The sequence below is a fragment of the Saccharospirillaceae bacterium genome, assembly GCA_022448365.1.
Lineage (GTDB): Bacteria > Pseudomonadota > Gammaproteobacteria > Pseudomonadales > Oceanobacteraceae > Bacterioplanoides.
Genome location: JAKVCS010000005.1, coordinates 121,260 through 137,010, shown reverse-complemented (window position 1 = coordinate 137,010; position 15,751 = coordinate 121,260). Strand labels below are relative to the sequence as shown.

Sequence of the window (15,751 nt, the reverse complement as noted above, 5' to 3'; positions counted from 1 at the left end):
ACAATTTTCGCCACCTTAGCAAAAGCCTTTGTATTGTGCAGTGTAAAAATATTGCATCAGGGGCTTGGCAAACGCGCCGTGCTTTATTATTATGCGCGCCCTGTCATGCGGAAGTGGTGGAATTGGTAGACACGCCAGATTTAGGTTCTGGTGCCGTAAGGTGTGAGAGTTCAAGTCTCTCCTTCCGCACCACTTTTTCCCGACGGGTCCTGATTTGAGGACAATCTCTCAAGGTTGAATCAGATGCCTGGTCTTCTCCTCCTGTTTGTATTTCTTCTTGTTGGTGGCGCCCTTCAAAGCCAGTTCTCGCTGCCTGTTCCAGACGCCATTGTTGGTATGTTGCTGCTGCTGCTGTTTCTGGTTATTCGCGGCAAGACCCCGGATTCACTGCAACAAACCACCAAATCGTTATCGCCGTTGTTACCCTTATTCCTGATTCCAGTCAGCAGCGGCATCATCACGCAGAAAGAAATTATCAGTGACTTCGGCTTTGAGTTGCTTGTGATTTTGGCCATTAGTCTGGTGCCGGGCATTGTGGTTACCGGGCTGATTATGACCGTCGGTAGGGGGGAGAAGTCGTGATGACCGAATTGCTGAGCCTCCCCTTATTCTGGGCGACGCTGACCATTGCCGCGTTTGTGATTGGTCAGAGCGTATACGCCGCCACTGGCAACAGCCCGTTTTTGCCGCCTATTTTATCCAGTGTTGCGCTGGTAGTGACGACGCTGGAGCTGAGTAACACACCGTATTCGGTGTACATGGAAGGCGGTCAACTGATCCACATTATGCTCGGCCCCGTCATCGTTATGTTGGCAGTGCCCTTGTATCAGTTTATTCACACGATGCGAGATCAATGGCGGCGTATTCTTCTGGCTGTCACTGTTGGCAGTGGCACGACTGTGGCTGTTGCTGTGGTGCTGACCCAATGGTGGGTTGGTGATGAAATGCTGGCTAAAACCATCGCTACGAAATCGATCACCTCGCCGGTTGCCATCGCAATTGCAGAACAGGTAGGTGGTATGGCGGCAATCGCATCTGCTTCAGTCATTGTGACCGGTATATTAGGTGCTGCGATGGCACCGGGTTTATTAAAGAGGATGCGTCTGGATGATGCACAAACGGTCGGCTTAACGCTGGGAGTATGTGCTCATGCCATTGGCACTGCCCGGGCGTTGGAACTGGGGTCAGAGCAGGCAGCGTATGCCGCGATGGCAATGACCCTGACAGCCACTCTGCACGCGCTGCTGCTGCCATGGATTGTTTAGCCATATAGCGCTATTGTTAACGGACTTGCCCACAAAGGATATTTCATGGGCCGCAAGGTTTCGCTTTTCTGGCCATTGGCCCTGTTACTGATTTTGCTCAGCGCCATTGTCGGGGCCGGGCTAAGTTATCAGCGCGCGCTGGATCGACAAGCGGATGAACTGCTGCGTAAAGCGAACTCTTACACATCTCAGCTGACAAACTCACCGTCTGATTTTAAATTCAATGCCGCAGAGCTCGAAGTTGACGGCTATATCCTGCGCTATGTGCGTCAATCTCCTCAGGGAATGCAGGTGTTGTGGGAGAACAACGCGCGGATTCCGGCGCAGGCACTGCAACACGCCGTGCACGGCAGAGATACGCAGGAGCGTATCAGCTGGCGACGCCGTGATTATCAGATCGTCGCCATCAGTATTAACTCGGGATACGGACTATTTATGGCCGTTTCGTGCGAACCATTGTTGCACGATACGATCAATCTGGGGTTATGGCTGACGGTTCTGAACCTGATGTTATTGCTGGTTCTGTACATGATTGGCAGACGCTGGTTGATTGAACAACGCGACCGCAAAGTCAGCGAACTGGGTCTTGATCATATGACCGGTATCGCGTTTTTTGTTGGCAACAGTTTCTACTTTTCCGATGGCAATTCGGCTTTCTGGGATTTGTTTAACACACAAGACCACAGCAATCTCGAAGATATTGTTGCCGATGAAGATTGGAAGAAGGTTCGTGGATACCTGCAGCAGTCGAAGGAAGATAATGTCGCCATTGATTTCGAATGTAGCCTGCTCGACCAATATCAGGAATTGGGTCGCTGGGCGTTGCATGTAAAACCCTGGTATCGTGAAGGTTACACCGGTTGGCTGATTACCGGCGATGACATCAGTAAGCGCCACCATATGGAGTTGGAGTTGCGTCACGAGCAGCAGCGCGTGAAAACCTATTTTGACTCAATGCAAACCTTGCTGGTGATTTGCGATAAGTACGGCAACATCGAGCGCATTAATCAGCAAACTCAGGCAATGCTCGATTTACCGCAGTCGCAGTTGATCGGTTATCCGATCCGCAGTCTGTTGCCGAACAGCGAAGCCACACGCCTGCTGGGAATGTGGCGTGAATTGCTGACTTCTGACCGGGAAACATTATCGCTTGAGTGTCCGGTCATTTCTGCCTCAGGCAAAGAGTCCATCATCAGCTGGCGCATCACCAAAGTAGAAGATCCGGGAACCGGTCGTGTGGAGGTCGTGTTAGCGGGTCTGGATATTTCCGAGTCGGTGGCGAATCGTACGGCGCTGGAGGCGGCCAACCGACGAATCCGCGACACCTTGTCTCAGGCTGAGGCGGCAAATCAAAGTAAATCGATTTTTCTCGCCAGTATGAGCCATGAAATCCGGACACCGATGAACGGCATCCTGGGAGCGGCGGAACTGCTGCTGGAAAGTCCGTTGCAGGATGAGCAGCGTAATTACCTGGAAATTATCCACAGCTCGTCGAATGCACTGCTTGATATCATTAACGATATTCTCGATCTCTCGAAGATTGAGTCGGGCAACCTTGAAATCGAGTGCATCGATTTTGATCTGAATAAGCTGTTACGCGATGTGTATCAGTTGTTCTCTGAACCATCACGGCGCCGCGGCCTGGGTCTGGTGTATGTATATGATTCTGCCTTGCCGGCACGCTGGTTAGGTGATCCAAAGCGCATCCGGCAGATCATTAACAACCTGGTGAGCAACGCACTGAAGTTTACTGAACAGGGCCGAATTGAAATCAGAGTGTCAGGTGAGGTCATCAGCGATCATAGTCATCGTCTGAATATCTGTGTTAATGACACGGGTATCGGTGTATCCAGGGAGAAAATTGAACAGATTTTTTCGGCCTTTCGTCAGGCTGATACCAGCACCAGTCGCAAATACGGTGGCACGGGACTGGGACTGACCATCAGCCGCCATTTGGCACAGGCGATGGGCGGGGATATTGAGGTTCGTTCTGAACTCGGCCAGGGCAGCTATTTTACCTTGCAGTTAACGTTACAGGCGGACGAGCAAAACAGCGCCGGCTTGGCAACCAGTGATGACCGCAACGTTCCATCGGCTGAAGAGCCAAAAGATGTCGGCAAGCTCAGTGGTTTGGTGTTACTGGCCGAAGACAATCAGGTGAATCAGCGCATTGCTGAGAAGATGCTGCAGCGCTTAGGACTGTGTTGTCATATTGTTGAGAACGGCGAGCAAGCGGTCGCCGAAGTGCTGCAGAAAGATTACAACCTGATCTTGATGGATGTGAACATGCCAGTACTGGACGGCATTGCGGCAACTGAACGTATTCGAGATTTGTCTTATCCGAAAAACCAGGTTCCCATCATTGCATTAACCGCCAATGCGATGATGGAAGACCGCAACCGTTGTTTGGCTGCGGGAATGAATGGTTTCATCAGTAAACCGATCAAGCTTGATGCTCTGCGCGAAGTCATTGCAGGCCTGTTGCTGAAAAGCTGATGTCACCATGATGTTCGGGCTAAAGAAGTTTGCCTTCGAAGCGCCCGGCCAGGTAATCCTGCGCTAATGCCAGGGCAGCAATGGCACGCCCCTCATTGAAGTCGTCACGCCCGTACAATTCGTGCAGATTCGCCAGCTTCCACTCCACCAGTTCCAGCGGCTCTGGCTCATCACCTTGCAGTTGTGATGGATATAAGTCTTTCGCCAGAACCACGTCGATGCCACCAGTCATATAGCTCGGCGACAGACTCACTTTCTTCAGGTGAATGAATTCGCGGGCGGCAAAGCCAATTTCTTCCTGTAATTCGCGGTTACAGGCATCGCGCATGGTTTCCCCCTGATCGACCGCACCTTTCGGCAATGTTAATGTGTAATCTTCGACACCACCGCCATACTCACGAATCAGCGCGACTGTTTCGTCATCCAGCAAGGCAACCATCATGACCGCACCTGAGCCTCCCGGAACCAGACGTTCGTACGTGCGTTCAACACCATTAGAAAATCGTAAATCAAACGATTCGATGCGGAATAAACGGCTTTGTGCCACCATAGAACGATGCAGAATTTCGGGTTTTTTATGCATATCAAACCTGTGACGCTTTAAAATTTTAACTGAGTATACTCTTATGAGCCTGCCCGATTGGCAACAAATTGATACCGTGCTGCTGGATATGGATGGCACGTTATTGGATTTGCACTTTGATACGTACTTCTGGCTGACCCATATGCCAAAGGCTTACGCTGATCATCACAACATGAGTGAAGAAGATGCGCTGGCGGAATTGAATAAGAGTTTTGTAAGCCTGAAAGGCACACTGAACTGGTATTGTCTTGATCACTGGAGTCAACTGACCGGGTTGCCAATTGCTGAGTTAAAGCGCGATGTGCAACATAAGATTGGCTTTCGCCCGCACGTGAAAGACTTTCTGGCAACACTGCAACGGATGGGAAAACGCACCGTAATTGTGACCAATGCACATCGCGACAGTGTGGACTTGAAGATGGAACACACTCATCTCGATCAGCTTGTGGATCGGGTGATTTCTTCGCACGACTATCAGGAGCCAAAAGAGAGTCAGGCATTCTGGGATCATTTATCGCGCGAAGAACCGTTCGATAAAAACCGCACGCTGCTGGTGGATGACAGTCAGGCCGTATTGAAATCGGCTGAGGTCTGGGGCATCCGTTGGCTACTGACCATTTATCATCCGGACAGCCAGCAACCACCGAATACTGACAGTGAATTTCCTGGCGTTCATCACTTCGACGAGCTTGGCCTTTAAGGCGATATGCATTCATCGTCGCGTGCTAGAACGACATGATTTCCAACAGCCAGCAGATATAACGATTCGCCGGATTGCTGCTGGCCGATAGCCCGACTGTGGTAGAATCAAGCTGTTTTCAGCTGAACATCATCCAGTGCAATATGTCTGACAAAAACTCCTCCGGTAAAGTCCGGTTAGATAAATGGTTGTGGGCCGCTCGTTTTTATAAAACCCGTGCTATCGCCAAAGGGGCGATTGAAGGCGGCAAGGTGCACTATGATGGCCAGCGCTGCAAAGTCAGCAAAACAGTTGATTTGGATGCTCGTATTACCTTGCGCCAGGGCTTTGATGAAAAGACGGTGGTGGTGAAGGCGATCTCTGATCAACGTCGTGGCGCGCCGGAGGCCCAGACACTGTACGAAGAAACTGCAGAGAGTATCAAAAAGCGCATGGATAATGCTGAGCGTCGCCGGGTGATGAAATCGGCAGCGTTTATACCCGACCACAAACCCAACAAAAAAGAACGCCGAGATATGGAGAGGTTCCGTCAGGATCAGGAATTCTGACAGTTGAACCATCAGCGGATGCATGAGTCAATCAGAGAGTCAGGCAGTTAACAGTGTCTTAGTCCCTGTTGAAATGGCTCTCGGGTTGCTGCCGCTGCGGCCATTTCTGGACGATTATCCTGTCCCACCATTGAATTGCTGAATCGCAGCCCTAACATAGGGCGGATGATTTTTGGGATTCACAATATGAACAGTGCCGACCAGTTACAACGCTTCAGTTTTGATCAGACCGATATCCGTGGCGAGATCACGCATCTGAAGGCCAGTTATCGCGATGTGTTAAAGCGTCATAGTTATCCAACCGTGATTGCGGTTGAACTGGGACAACTGATGGCTGCGACGGCATTGCTGAGTTCCAATCTGAAATTTGCCGGGCGCCTGACGCTGCAAGTACGTTTGCCTGGCAATGTGTCTTTATTACAGGCTGAAAGCAGCGATAAAGGCGAGTTGCGCGCTATCGCACGTTACGATGAAAGCGTTGATGCTGAGCAACTGAGCTTTGAAGACGGCCAGCTGGTGATCACCATTGAACCGGAGAAAGGCCAGAAGTATCAGGGTATCACCGGAATTGAAGGCGGCAATATCGCGAAGGCGATGGAAGACTACTTCGAGCAGTCAGAACAGCTGGCATCGCGTTTCTGGTTGGAATGCGATGGTCAGAACGCAGCTGGATTTATGTTGCAGAAAATGCCGGCGGCAGAGACCAGTGATGCCGATGCCTGGGATCGCCTGACGCATCTGGCCAGCACCATCAAACAGCAGGAACTGCTGGAGCTGAATACCGATGTATTGCTGCATCGCTTGTACCACGAAGAACAAATCCGGGTTTACGAACCTAAGGAACTGACGTTTTTCTGCACCTGCTCCAAGCCGCGTCTGGCAACAGCGCTGACGCAGCTGGGTTATGACGAGCTGGATGCCATTTTGCAGGAAGCAGGCAAGATTGAAGTCAGCTGTGAATTCTGCCAGCAACATTACGCCTTTGATCGTCAGCAGGTGGAAGAGTTATTCCCTCAGCGTCACCCTCATTGATCGAGAGCTAGCTGCCTCGCTTACGTTCCCTGACTTCGGGGGTGGGTTAGACCAAAGGCGGAAGTATTCTGAATAGCGAATATTTCCGCCCTTTATGTTGATCTCAAATGCCTGTTTTTTCAGTCAATAACAGGTGGCCAAACAGGACAGGGCGCGGGACTCTAAAAGACAAGGGTTATCGTTCGTACGATTTTCTGCCATAATCGCGCGCCAGAAATTTATGGATTCGCCCCTTCTGTTCATTAAGGCAGAGCAGCATCAGGGACGGTACACAGCTTTGATATGGCCATAAGCCGTACAGACCACATGAGGACCCACAGGGCACCGATATGACCACTGTTTACACTAACTTATCTTCAGCTCAACTGGTGGAACACGCACTGCAACGAGGCGAAGGTCGTCTGCAAGACACTGGCGCGCTGGTTGTTACCACTGGTAAGCGCACTGGTCGTTCTCCAATGGATCGTTTCATTGTTGAAGAACCAAGTAGCAAAGACGCTATTGACTGGGGCAACATCAACCGACCATTTGACGCTGACAAGTTTGATGCGCTGTGGGAGCGGGTAGAAGAATACCTGTCTCAGCACGACAGCTTCGTATCGACCGTTCATGTTGGCTCCGATCCGGCGCACTACCTGCCGGTTAAAATGACCACTCAGACGGCATGGCAGAACCTGTTCGGTCGTAACCTATTTATCCGTCCTGAAAGCTTCAATCCGGCTGATAAAGAAGAGTGGCAGATTCTCAACTGTGCCGGTTTCGAATGTGTACCAGAACGTGACGGCACTAACTCTGATGGTTGTGTGATCATCAACTTCGCACAACGCAAAGTGCTGCTGGCCGGTATGCGTTACGCGGGCGAAATGAAAAAAGCGATGTTCTCTGTACAGAACTTCCTGCTGCCAGAGAAAGACGTGCTGCCAATGCACTGTTCTGCCAACGTGGGTGAAGACGGCGATACTTGCCTGTTCTTTGGTCTGTCAGGTACTGGTAAAACCACTCTGTCTGCAGATCCAAGCCGTTACCTGATTGGTGATGACGAGCACGGTTGGGGCAAAGGCACCGTATTCAACATCGAAGGCGGTTGCTACGCAAAAACCATCGATTTGTCTAAGAAGAACGAGCCAATCATCTGGGACGCGATTAAGTTTGGCGCCATCGTAGAAAACGTAGTGATTGGTGATGACAACCGCACTGCAGACTACGCTGATACCAGCCTGACTGAGAACGGCCGTTGTGCATACCCGCTGGAGCACGTTGAGAAGCGTGTTGCCGAAAACAAAGGTGGCGAGCCTAAAGCTGTTATCTTCCTGACGTGTGATATGACCGGTGTTCTGCCTCCGGTTTCTATCCTGAGCAAAGAACAGGCGGCATACCACTTCCTGTCTGGTTACACCGCTCTGGTTGGTTCTACTGAGATGGGGGGGTCTAAAGGTCTGAAATCTACCTTCTCTACCTGTTTCGGTGCGCCATTCTTCCCACGTCCAGCAGGTGAATACGCGGAACTGCTGATGAAGCGTGTGACTGAATTCGACTCTCAGGTGTACCTGGTAAACACTGGTTGGACCGGTGGCGCGAACGGTAACGGTGGTGAGCGTTTCTCTATCCCGACGACTCGTGCAGTGATCAGCGCGATCCAAAGCGGTGCTCTGCGTGACGCAGACACTGAAACTCTGCCAGTATTCGGTCTGAATGTGCCTAAGTCTGTAGACGGTGTCGACACCAAGCTGCTGAACCCAATCGCAGCATGGGAAGACGAAGCGGCATGGACTGCATCCGCTAAGAATCTGGCTGCCCAGTTCGTTGAAAACTTCAAGAAATACGACGTTTCTGAAGGCATTCAGGCTGCAGCGCCTAAGCTGGATTAAGATCGGCTGGACTAGTTACGAACGTAATACAGCCAGTTATTCGTTATAGCGAATAAAAAGAAACCGCTTTTTCTTACTGTCAGCAGTAAAGGAAAAGCGGTTTTTTATTACCTGGATGCTTATCTATTTACCACTCTTGTCTCTTTACTGACACCTATATAAAGTAACGCCCCTCTTTTGCTAAGGAACACAAGGAAAGATTATGGCTTTTTGGGGCATCTTGATTGGCGTTTTATGCATCGCCAGCATCATCGTATTAGGCTTCGTACGCTCATCACAAAAAATGAAAATTGAGCGAATGCGCTCCGAACTGGAAGGGCAAGGAAAAAGCCCGGAAGAGATTCGCGGACGTCTCGATGAAATCACCTACGATATTCCTGTGCAAATCGTTCCGACTTTGGTGAGCGCAGCTATTCTGTCGTTTGCGGTTGGTGCTTTTAATCAGATTTTCTTCTACGCAGAACCCGGTTTTATCTACCATGTTCGTACCATCACCGGTGAAGAAAAAGTGGTTTCTGATGTGGGCTATAACACCTATTTATTTGGTCGTTACAATGCCTGGAAACGTGCCATGACGGTTCAGGCGGTTGCCGGTCGTCGCGAACAGCTGGAGGCAGAAAGTGACGACTCTGATGCCAGTGCGACGTTACCACCGATGAATATTATGTTTCTCGATCAAGTGGACGCCGACTCGGAAGCGACGGTGCGTTTTTCCATTCCGGAAGATCCCGAATCGTTCTTAAAACTGGCGCATGAATATCGCTCCCCCGCGAACTTATTACGTACCGCATTAATTCCGGCCTTTAAAGAAACCATTCAGGCAACTGCATCCCTGATGAGTGCGGAAGAATATTATTCCGGTGGTCGTTCTGAATTTAATTCCGAATTTGAAAATCAGATGTCCAGTGGTATTTACCTGGTGCGTCGTGAAGAGCAAATTAAACGCAGCGCACGTAAAACCAAGTCTTCAGCAAACGCTGCTTTAGGTGAAAACCAGCAGGAATACGGTGACGAAACTAAGATCGAATTTGTCGTTAACAAAGTACTGGATGATGAAGGTACACCAAGGCGTAAAACTCAGAAATTTACCAACTTCGGAATTACGGTATTAGACGCTCGTGTTACCGACATGCGCCCGAATAAAAAGTTTGTTGAGCGTATGCAGTTAAAACAAAAAGCTTCGGCAGACCGTGCGATCGCCCGTGAGCAGCGAATTCAGGAAGAGGAACAGCGTTTGTTGGCCATTGCTAAAGGTGAGCGTGAAGTAGCGCAACGTCAGGCTAAGGCAAAGGTAGAGCAAATCCAGCGCACCACGGAAGCACAAACTGAGAAACAACTGGCGCTGACCAATTCTCAAAAACTCAAAGAGCAAGCAGAAATTGCCAAAGACACGGCTCAGATTGAACTGGAAAAAGCGCGTATTGAAGCAGAAACTCAGCGCACGTTGGCCGACGCTGAGGCTTACCAGAAAGAAGTGATTCTGAAAGCGGATAACGCCCTGGCACAAAAACTGGACGCAGAAATCGAAATTCAGAAGCTGTGGGCAGAAGCCTTTGCGAAACGTCAGGTGCCAACCAATGTCTTCGGTGGTTCTGGCAGCGGCGGCGCACCGGTTGGCTCCGATGCTGAAACCAAAGCTTTTATGCAGATGCTAACGCTGGATGCAGCCAAACGTCTGAACTACAACCGTGAGGTTTCGGGCAAGAACTAATCCTTCGTAATCATAACCATACAGGTCTTTATTACGCGGCCTTCTATCACAGGGATGCGATAGCAGAGCATACAGGGACGTACTTGCTGCGTGCCCTGTATGAAGACGTGTATGGTTGTGATCTGAGCTTTATCCGAAACCTAATTTCTCCGTTATACTCCCCCTCCTGTTTTATCATTCCATCGATTGTTACAAGCTGTTTATCAAGGTAATAAGAAAAATATGTCTGTCGATTCTCGCGCTACTCAAATTGGCGCTCGCATTGCTGAAGAATTATCCATCCGCCCGCAGCAAGTCGCTGCGGCCATTGCCCTATTAGATGAAGGTGCAACGGTGCCGTTTATCGCCCGTTACCGGAAGGAAGTCACGGGGTCACTGGATGATGGGCAGTTGCGTACCCTAGAAGAGCGCCTGCGTTACTTACGTGAGATGGAAGATCGTCGCGACACCATCCTGAAAAGCATTGATGATCAGGGCAAGCTCAGTGATGAGTTGAAACGCGATATTCTGGGGGCAGACACCAAAACACGTCTGGAAGATTTATACCTGCCGTACAAACCGAAGCGTCGCACTAAAGGTCAGATTGCGATTGAAGCGGGTCTGGAACCGTTAGCGGAGAAGTTAATCGCCGATCCAAATCTGAATCCGGAAGCGGAAGCTCAGGCGTTCTTGAATAGCGAACATAAAATCGACGACACCAAGGCGGCGTTAGATGGTGCCAAGTACATCCTGATGGAGCGCTTTGCTGAAGACGCGAACCTGCTGGCAAACCTGCGCCGTTTCATGACTAATGAAGCGACCTTGTCTGTTCGTGTGGTGCCGGGTAAAGAAGCCGAAGGTGCCAAGTTCTCTGATTATTTTGAACATGATGAAGCGTTAAAAGGCGTGCCATCGCACCGTGCCTTGGCGATTCTGCGTGGTCGTAACGAAGGCTTTTTGAGCTTCTCTTTGGTGACGGGTGACCCGGACGATAAATTATCTGCCAGCCCGTGTGAGAGCATTATTGCTGACCATGTGGGTATCGAAAACCAGGGCCGTGCCGGTGATCGCTGGTTGGCGGAAGTAGTGAAGTGGACCTGGCGTATCAAGTTGTTGACCCATCTTGAAACCGAGTTGATGGGCAACGTGCGTGAAAGCGCTGAAGAACAAGCCATCAAAGTATTCGGCGAAAATCTGAAAGATTTATTACTGGCTGCCCCGGCAGGCACCAAAGCGACCATGGGTCTCGACCCAGGATTACGCACCGGGGTAAAAGTCGCGGTTGTCGATGCCACCGGCAAAGTAGTGGATCACGCAACGATTTATCCAACACCTCCGCGTAACGATCTGGCGGGTTCGGCGGCGGTATTAAGCGCGTTTATTGCCAAGCATAACGTTGAGCTGATCTCGATTGGTAACGGTACCGGCTCGCGTGAAACCGACAAATTTGTCGGTGATATGATCAAAGCTCAGCCTGCACTGAAAAATGTGCAGAAGGTGATGGTCAACGAGGCCGGCGCTTCGGTGTACTCCGCTTCCGAGCTTGCGGCGAAAGAATTCCCGGATCTGGACGTGACCATCCGTGGTGCGGTTTCTATCGCGCGTCGTTTGCAAGATCCACTGGCGGAACTGGTGAAGATCGAACCCAAATCCATTGGTGTGGGCCAGTACCAGCACGATGTTAATCAGACGCAATTAGCGCGCTCGCTGGATGCGGTTGTGGAAGATTGTGTGAACTCGGTGGGCGTGGATCTGAATACCGCTTCGGCACCATTGCTGACTCGTGTGTCCGGGTTAAATACCACGCTGGCCAACAATATTGTCGCTTATCGCGATGAAAACGGCGCTTTCCAATCCCGTTCGGATTTGAAAAAAGTCGCACGTTTGGGACCTAAGGCGTTTGAACAAGCGGCGGGCTTCCTGCGTATCATGAATGGCAAAAACCCACTGGATGCGTCGGCAGTTCACCCGGAATCCTACCCGGTCGTGAAAAAGATCGCCCATGAATTCAGCAAAGATGTTGCCAGCCTGATTGGCGATTCAGCGACATTGAAGTCGGTCAATGCATCGCAGTTTACCTCTGATGTTGCAGGCGAAAGTGTCGGTGAAATTACCGTGAAAGACATCATCGCAGAGCTGGATAAACCGGGTCGTGACCCGCGCCCTGAGTTTAAATTTGCGCAGTTCCAGGACGGTGTAGAAGAGATCAAAGACCTGAAGCCGAATATGGTGCTCGAGGGTGTGATCACCAACGTGGCGGCTTTTGGTGCTTTTGTGGATATTGGTGTTCACCAGGATGGTCTGGTGCATATCTCTGCGCTGTCAGATACCTTTGTGAAAGATCCGCGTGACGTAGTGAAGGCCGGTGATATTGTCAAAGTGAAAGTGATGGAAGTGGATGTGCCGCGTAAGCGTATCGGGCTGTCGATGCGACTTTCTGACGATGCTAATGAGCGCACTAAGGAGAAAACACCTGGTGAGCGCAAAGGTGGTAGCCGTCAGGGTAATCGTGGATCACAGCAGCGTTCCTTTGGCGGTAACTCTGGTGGCAGTCAAGGTGCGATGGGTGGTGCAATGGCGGCGGCGTTTGCCAACGCTAAGAAGAAGTAAGAACTTTTAAGCATCGCGAACAGGGTTCGATCCTACGGCACGATGGTGTGTAGGACGGACCCTGAAGACAAGCCTGTTCCATTTATAGCCACACGCTGTTCCGCCGACGCTCTTACCCACCTGTCGCCTTTGTCCTATAATCCCGGCACATTTGACAAGATACCGAGGCGACATTGGCCAACTCTGAATCACCTAGCCTGAAGCAAGCGCTGGCGCTGCTTAGCCAACCTGAACACCTTTCTCTGCTGGCCAATATTCAGCGCGGTATCGAAAAGGAAGGATTACGTTGTTCTGATCAGGGGGTGATCAGTCAGAAGCCGCATCCTAAAGGTCTGGGTTCGGCGCTAACACACGAAAGCATCACGACGGATTATTCTGAGGCGTTACTGGAGTTTATTACGCCGGTATTTAACAGCGCCCACGAAGCACTGGCCTATCTCGAAATTGCCCACCGCTACACCTACAGCCAGCTTGATGGTGAAATGATCTGGCCGAACTCCATGCCCTGTATTATTCAGGGAGAGATGAGTATCCCGATTGCGCAGTACGGCGATTCGAATCTGGGGAAGCTGAAGCATGTATACCGCCACGGCCTATGGCATCGCTACGGCCGAATGATGCAATGCATCTCAGGAATTCATTACAACGTGTCGATGCCAAAAGCACTCTGGCCTGTGTTGTTTGAGTTTGAACATCAGCGTCAACCCGATCCCGGTAATAATGGTAAAGAATTGCAGGATTATATTTCAGCGAAATACTTCGGTCTGATCCGTAACTTCCGTCGCTATTCCTGGTTACTGTTTTATCTGTTTGGTGCCTCTCCGGCCTTGTGTGAGTCCTTCCTTGATGGGCAGGATCACAGCCTGCAAAAGCTGAAACAACACACTTTATATTTACCCTACGCCACCTCATTACGTATGAGTGATCTGGGTTACCAGAACAGCGCTCAGTCAGATCTGACCGTGTGTTACAACACGCTGGACAGCTATGTCGATACGCTGGGCAAAGCCGTAAGTGATCCGGTTGCGGCATACGAAGCACTGGGCCTGCAGGACGAACATGGCCAATATAAACAGCTGAATACCAATTTGCTGCAGATCGAAAACGAGTACTACAGTGATATTCGCCCGAAACGCGTATCCCGTAATGGTGAGAAGCCTCTGGAAGCGCTGGCAAACGACGGTGTCGAATACATTGAAGTGCGCAGTACAGACCTCAATCCGTTTATGCCTCTGGGTCTTGATGTACCGCAGCTGCAGTTTATGGATGTTTTCCTGAGCTGGTGTTTATTGCAGCCAAGTCCCGATGTGGATGATGCGGAATACGGTCGAATTGAACGCAACCAGAAAAAAGCGGTAACGGAAGGCCGCAGACCGGGGCTGATGCTCGAGCGTGGTGAAGAACACATCTCGTTGCAGCAGTGGGGCCAGGATGTGGTGGAAGACATGTTGGAACTGGCGCAGCAGATGGATAAAGCCCGTGGCCACACGTTCCATACCGATGCACTCAATCAGCAGAAACTGAAGCTCGCCGACAGCGCATTAACGCCGTCCGCTAAGGTACTGGCAGCGTTACAAGAGCAGGATATTGAGTTTGCTCAATTGACCCGCAACCTGGCGCAGCAACACCGCAAGGCCTTATCCGAACCATTGGGTAACGATGTTAAGCAAAGCTGGAGTAAAAAAGCTGAGCAGTCGCTGGTGGCGCAACAGGCGTTAGAAAACTCTGACGATACTACCTTTGATAAATACCTGATGAATTATCTGCAGCGCTGAACCTGACAGACACAAAAAAGGCCTCATCAAGCCGCCTTTTTTGTGTCTGTGGTTTTCGATTCAGTTCTGCACAACGAAGTTATTAAAATACAGATCATCGACCGATGGCACCTCTTCCAACTGGTTCATCACCGCCCTGACTTCATCCAGGCAAACCAGGCGTAATGATTCACGACCCTTAGCACTGTTCATGGTTTCTGCTTCCTGAGCTGACAATAACAGCACCAGATTATTGCGGATATACGGTTTGTGCTGGCTTACTGCCGCGGCTGCTTCAGCGCTGCTGACTTTCAGTGATATTTCAGTTCTCAGGTACTTCATCCGTCCGGTGCTGCCGTAGTTCACAACAAACGCAGGTTCCAGGTGAATATAACGTGCCGGTCCACCACCACCGGCTTCGCCTTCGGCATAAACGCCAAAAGAACAAACCACCAATAGCCAGCTCAGGGTGAAACGTAACATGTGCATCTCCTTGGAATACTCTGTGCGCTTTCTTTACGCATGCGCGAATAACTTTACGTCACTATGATCTTAGACCAGATAACTCAGGTCGCAGGCTGTGTTAGACTCGACAGCACTAATAACTGATCTTTTTGCCGATAGCGGAGATATCTTGTGTCGTCATTACCAACAACGGGTAACTGGTTTACGAATCCAAGGTGGCTGCATTGGGGTTACCTCGCGGGTTTTCTGGTCTGTGCGGGTCTTATGGCGGCGGCGTATTATTTTGAATACGTGATGTACCTCGACCCCTGCCCTTTGTGTATGGCACAACGTCTGGGCACGATAATGATTGGTGTTGGCTTTTTGTTGGCATTCTTCTGTCGCAATCAGCGGTGGCCATTGCTGCTGGCGTTATTGTTTACTCTCGGCTCTGCGATATTTGCCACCTGGCTGGCGGATCATCAGATCTGGATGCAAAACCTGCCAAAAGAGGAAGTACCGGCTTGTGGTCCAAGCATGGATTACCTGATGGAGACATTGCCATTAACGGACTTACTCAGTGTGATGTTAAATGGCGATGGTAATTGTGCAGAAATTGTCTGGAGCCTCTGGGGCATGAGTATGCCGGAGTGGACACGCGTGTGCTTTCTGGGTTTTGTTCTGGCGGCTGCCTATGCCACTTTTCATACGATTAGGCAGCGTTTTAACAGCCGCTGAAATCGGTTTGTAAAACCGTATCG

The 15,751-nt window shown here is 50.5% G+C and carries 13 protein-coding genes and 1 tRNA gene; 12 read left to right on the top strand and 2 right to left on the bottom strand.

The features are described from left to right. Nucleotides 1-107: 107 nt before the first annotated feature. From MK185_14570 to MK185_14555, 4 genes are all read left to right on the top strand, one after another. Nucleotides 108-192, top strand: a tRNA-Leu gene (locus tag MK185_14570). Nucleotides 193-243: 51 nt separating this feature from the next. Next, nucleotides 244-582: a CidA/LrgA family protein gene (locus MK185_14565; protein MCH2041849.1), complete on the top strand. Its 339-nt coding sequence runs from the start codon at nucleotides 244-246 to the stop codon at nucleotides 580-582. After that, on the top strand, nucleotides 582-1,265 hold the full coding sequence (locus MK185_14560) for an LrgB family protein (GenBank protein MCH2041848.1): 684 nt from the start codon (nucleotides 582-584) through the stop codon (nucleotides 1,263-1,265). Before MK185_14565 ends, MK185_14560 begins: the two co-directional genes overlap by 1 nt. A gap of 45 nt (nucleotides 1,266-1,310) precedes the next feature. Continuing rightward, nucleotides 1,311-3,761, top strand: a complete 2,451-nt coding sequence (locus tag MK185_14555; protein MCH2041847.1) for an ATP-binding protein — start codon at nucleotides 1,311-1,313, stop codon at nucleotides 3,759-3,761. A 19-nt stretch (nucleotides 3,762-3,780) separates the two neighbouring features. Here the strand turns inward: MK185_14555 and nudE are convergent, their stop codons facing one another. Next, nucleotides 3,781-4,344, bottom strand: coding sequence for an ADP compounds hydrolase NudE (gene nudE, locus MK185_14550; protein MCH2041846.1), 564 nt, complete (start codon nucleotides 4,342-4,344; stop codon nucleotides 3,781-3,783). Between the two features lie 43 nt (nucleotides 4,345-4,387). On the opposite strand from nudE, the gene yrfG reads away from it, so the two are divergent. From yrfG to gshA, 7 genes are all read left to right on the top strand, one after another. Next, nucleotides 4,388-5,044 (top strand): GMP/IMP nucleotidase, encoded by a 657-nt coding sequence (gene yrfG, locus MK185_14545; protein MCH2041845.1) that lies wholly within the window; start codon nucleotides 4,388-4,390, stop codon nucleotides 5,042-5,044. Between the two features lie 143 nt (nucleotides 5,045-5,187). Beyond that, nucleotides 5,188-5,592 carry a ribosome-associated heat shock protein Hsp15 gene (gene hslR / locus MK185_14540; protein ID MCH2041844.1) on the top strand — a complete coding sequence of 135 codons (405 nt, stop codon included), beginning with the start codon at nucleotides 5,188-5,190 and terminating at the stop codon, nucleotides 5,590-5,592. 186 nt (nucleotides 5,593-5,778) lie between these two features. After that, the gene (hslO, locus tag MK185_14535; protein ID MCH2041843.1) at nucleotides 5,779-6,624 is read left to right on the top strand and encodes an Hsp33 family molecular chaperone HslO; all 846 of its coding nucleotides are present in this window, start codon (nucleotides 5,779-5,781) and stop codon (nucleotides 6,622-6,624) included. Nucleotides 6,625-6,953: 329 nt separating this feature from the next. Then, entirely contained in the window at nucleotides 6,954-8,492 is a 1,539-nt protein-coding gene (locus MK185_14530; protein ID MCH2041842.1) for a phosphoenolpyruvate carboxykinase, read from the top strand. 202 nt (nucleotides 8,493-8,694) lie between these two features. Further along, nucleotides 8,695-10,203 carry a hypothetical protein gene (locus MK185_14525; protein MCH2041841.1) on the top strand — a complete coding sequence of 503 codons (1,509 nt, stop codon included), beginning with the start codon at nucleotides 8,695-8,697 and terminating at the stop codon, nucleotides 10,201-10,203. A 222-nt stretch (nucleotides 10,204-10,425) separates the two neighbouring features. After that, the gene (locus tag MK185_14520; GenBank protein MCH2041840.1) at nucleotides 10,426-12,792 is read left to right on the top strand and encodes an RNA-binding transcriptional accessory protein; all 2,367 of its coding nucleotides are present in this window, start codon (nucleotides 10,426-10,428) and stop codon (nucleotides 12,790-12,792) included. Between the two features lie 173 nt (nucleotides 12,793-12,965). Next, nucleotides 12,966-14,567, top strand: coding sequence for a glutamate--cysteine ligase (gene gshA, locus MK185_14515; GenBank protein MCH2041839.1), 1,602 nt, complete (start codon nucleotides 12,966-12,968; stop codon nucleotides 14,565-14,567). A gap of 60 nt (nucleotides 14,568-14,627) precedes the next feature. Here the strand turns inward: gshA and MK185_14510 are convergent, their stop codons facing one another. Further along, a complete protein-coding gene (locus tag MK185_14510) occupies nucleotides 14,628-15,029 on the bottom strand; it encodes a flagellar basal body-associated FliL family protein (GenBank protein MCH2041838.1) in 402 nt (133 codons plus the stop codon). 153 nt (nucleotides 15,030-15,182) lie between these two features. Here MK185_14510 and MK185_14505 point away from each other — a divergent pair, with 153 nt between their 5' ends. Beyond that, nucleotides 15,183-15,728: a disulfide bond formation protein B gene (locus MK185_14505; GenBank protein ID MCH2041837.1), complete on the top strand. Its 546-nt coding sequence runs from the start codon at nucleotides 15,183-15,185 to the stop codon at nucleotides 15,726-15,728. The last annotated feature ends 23 nt before the right edge of the window (nucleotides 15,729-15,751 follow it).

Coding starts and splice junctions, on each gene's coding strand:
- MK185_14510 (MCH2041838.1), bottom strand. CDS start 15,029: ATGTTACGTTTCACCCTGAGCTGGCTATTGGTGGTTTGTTCTTTTGGC.
- MK185_14555 (MCH2041847.1), top strand. CDS start 1,311: ATGGGCCGCAAGGTTTCGCTTTTCTGGCCATTGGCCCTGTTACTGATT.
- MK185_14565 (MCH2041849.1), top strand. CDS start 244: ATGCCTGGTCTTCTCCTCCTGTTTGTATTTCTTCTTGTTGGTGGCGCC.
- nudE (MCH2041846.1), bottom strand. CDS start 4,344: ATGCATAAAAAACCCGAAATTCTGCATCGTTCTATGGTGGCACAAAGC.
- MK185_14525 (MCH2041841.1), top strand. CDS start 8,695: ATGGCTTTTTGGGGCATCTTGATTGGCGTTTTATGCATCGCCAGCATC.
- hslO (MCH2041843.1), top strand. CDS start 5,779: ATGAACAGTGCCGACCAGTTACAACGCTTCAGTTTTGATCAGACCGAT.
- MK185_14560 (MCH2041848.1), top strand. CDS start 582: ATGACCGAATTGCTGAGCCTCCCCTTATTCTGGGCGACGCTGACCATT.
- yrfG (MCH2041845.1), top strand. CDS start 4,388: ATGAGCCTGCCCGATTGGCAACAAATTGATACCGTGCTGCTGGATATG.
- MK185_14520 (MCH2041840.1), top strand. CDS start 10,426: ATGTCTGTCGATTCTCGCGCTACTCAAATTGGCGCTCGCATTGCTGAA.
- MK185_14530 (MCH2041842.1), top strand. CDS start 6,954: ATGACCACTGTTTACACTAACTTATCTTCAGCTCAACTGGTGGAACAC.
- hslR (MCH2041844.1), top strand. CDS start 5,188: ATGTCTGACAAAAACTCCTCCGGTAAAGTCCGGTTAGATAAATGGTTG.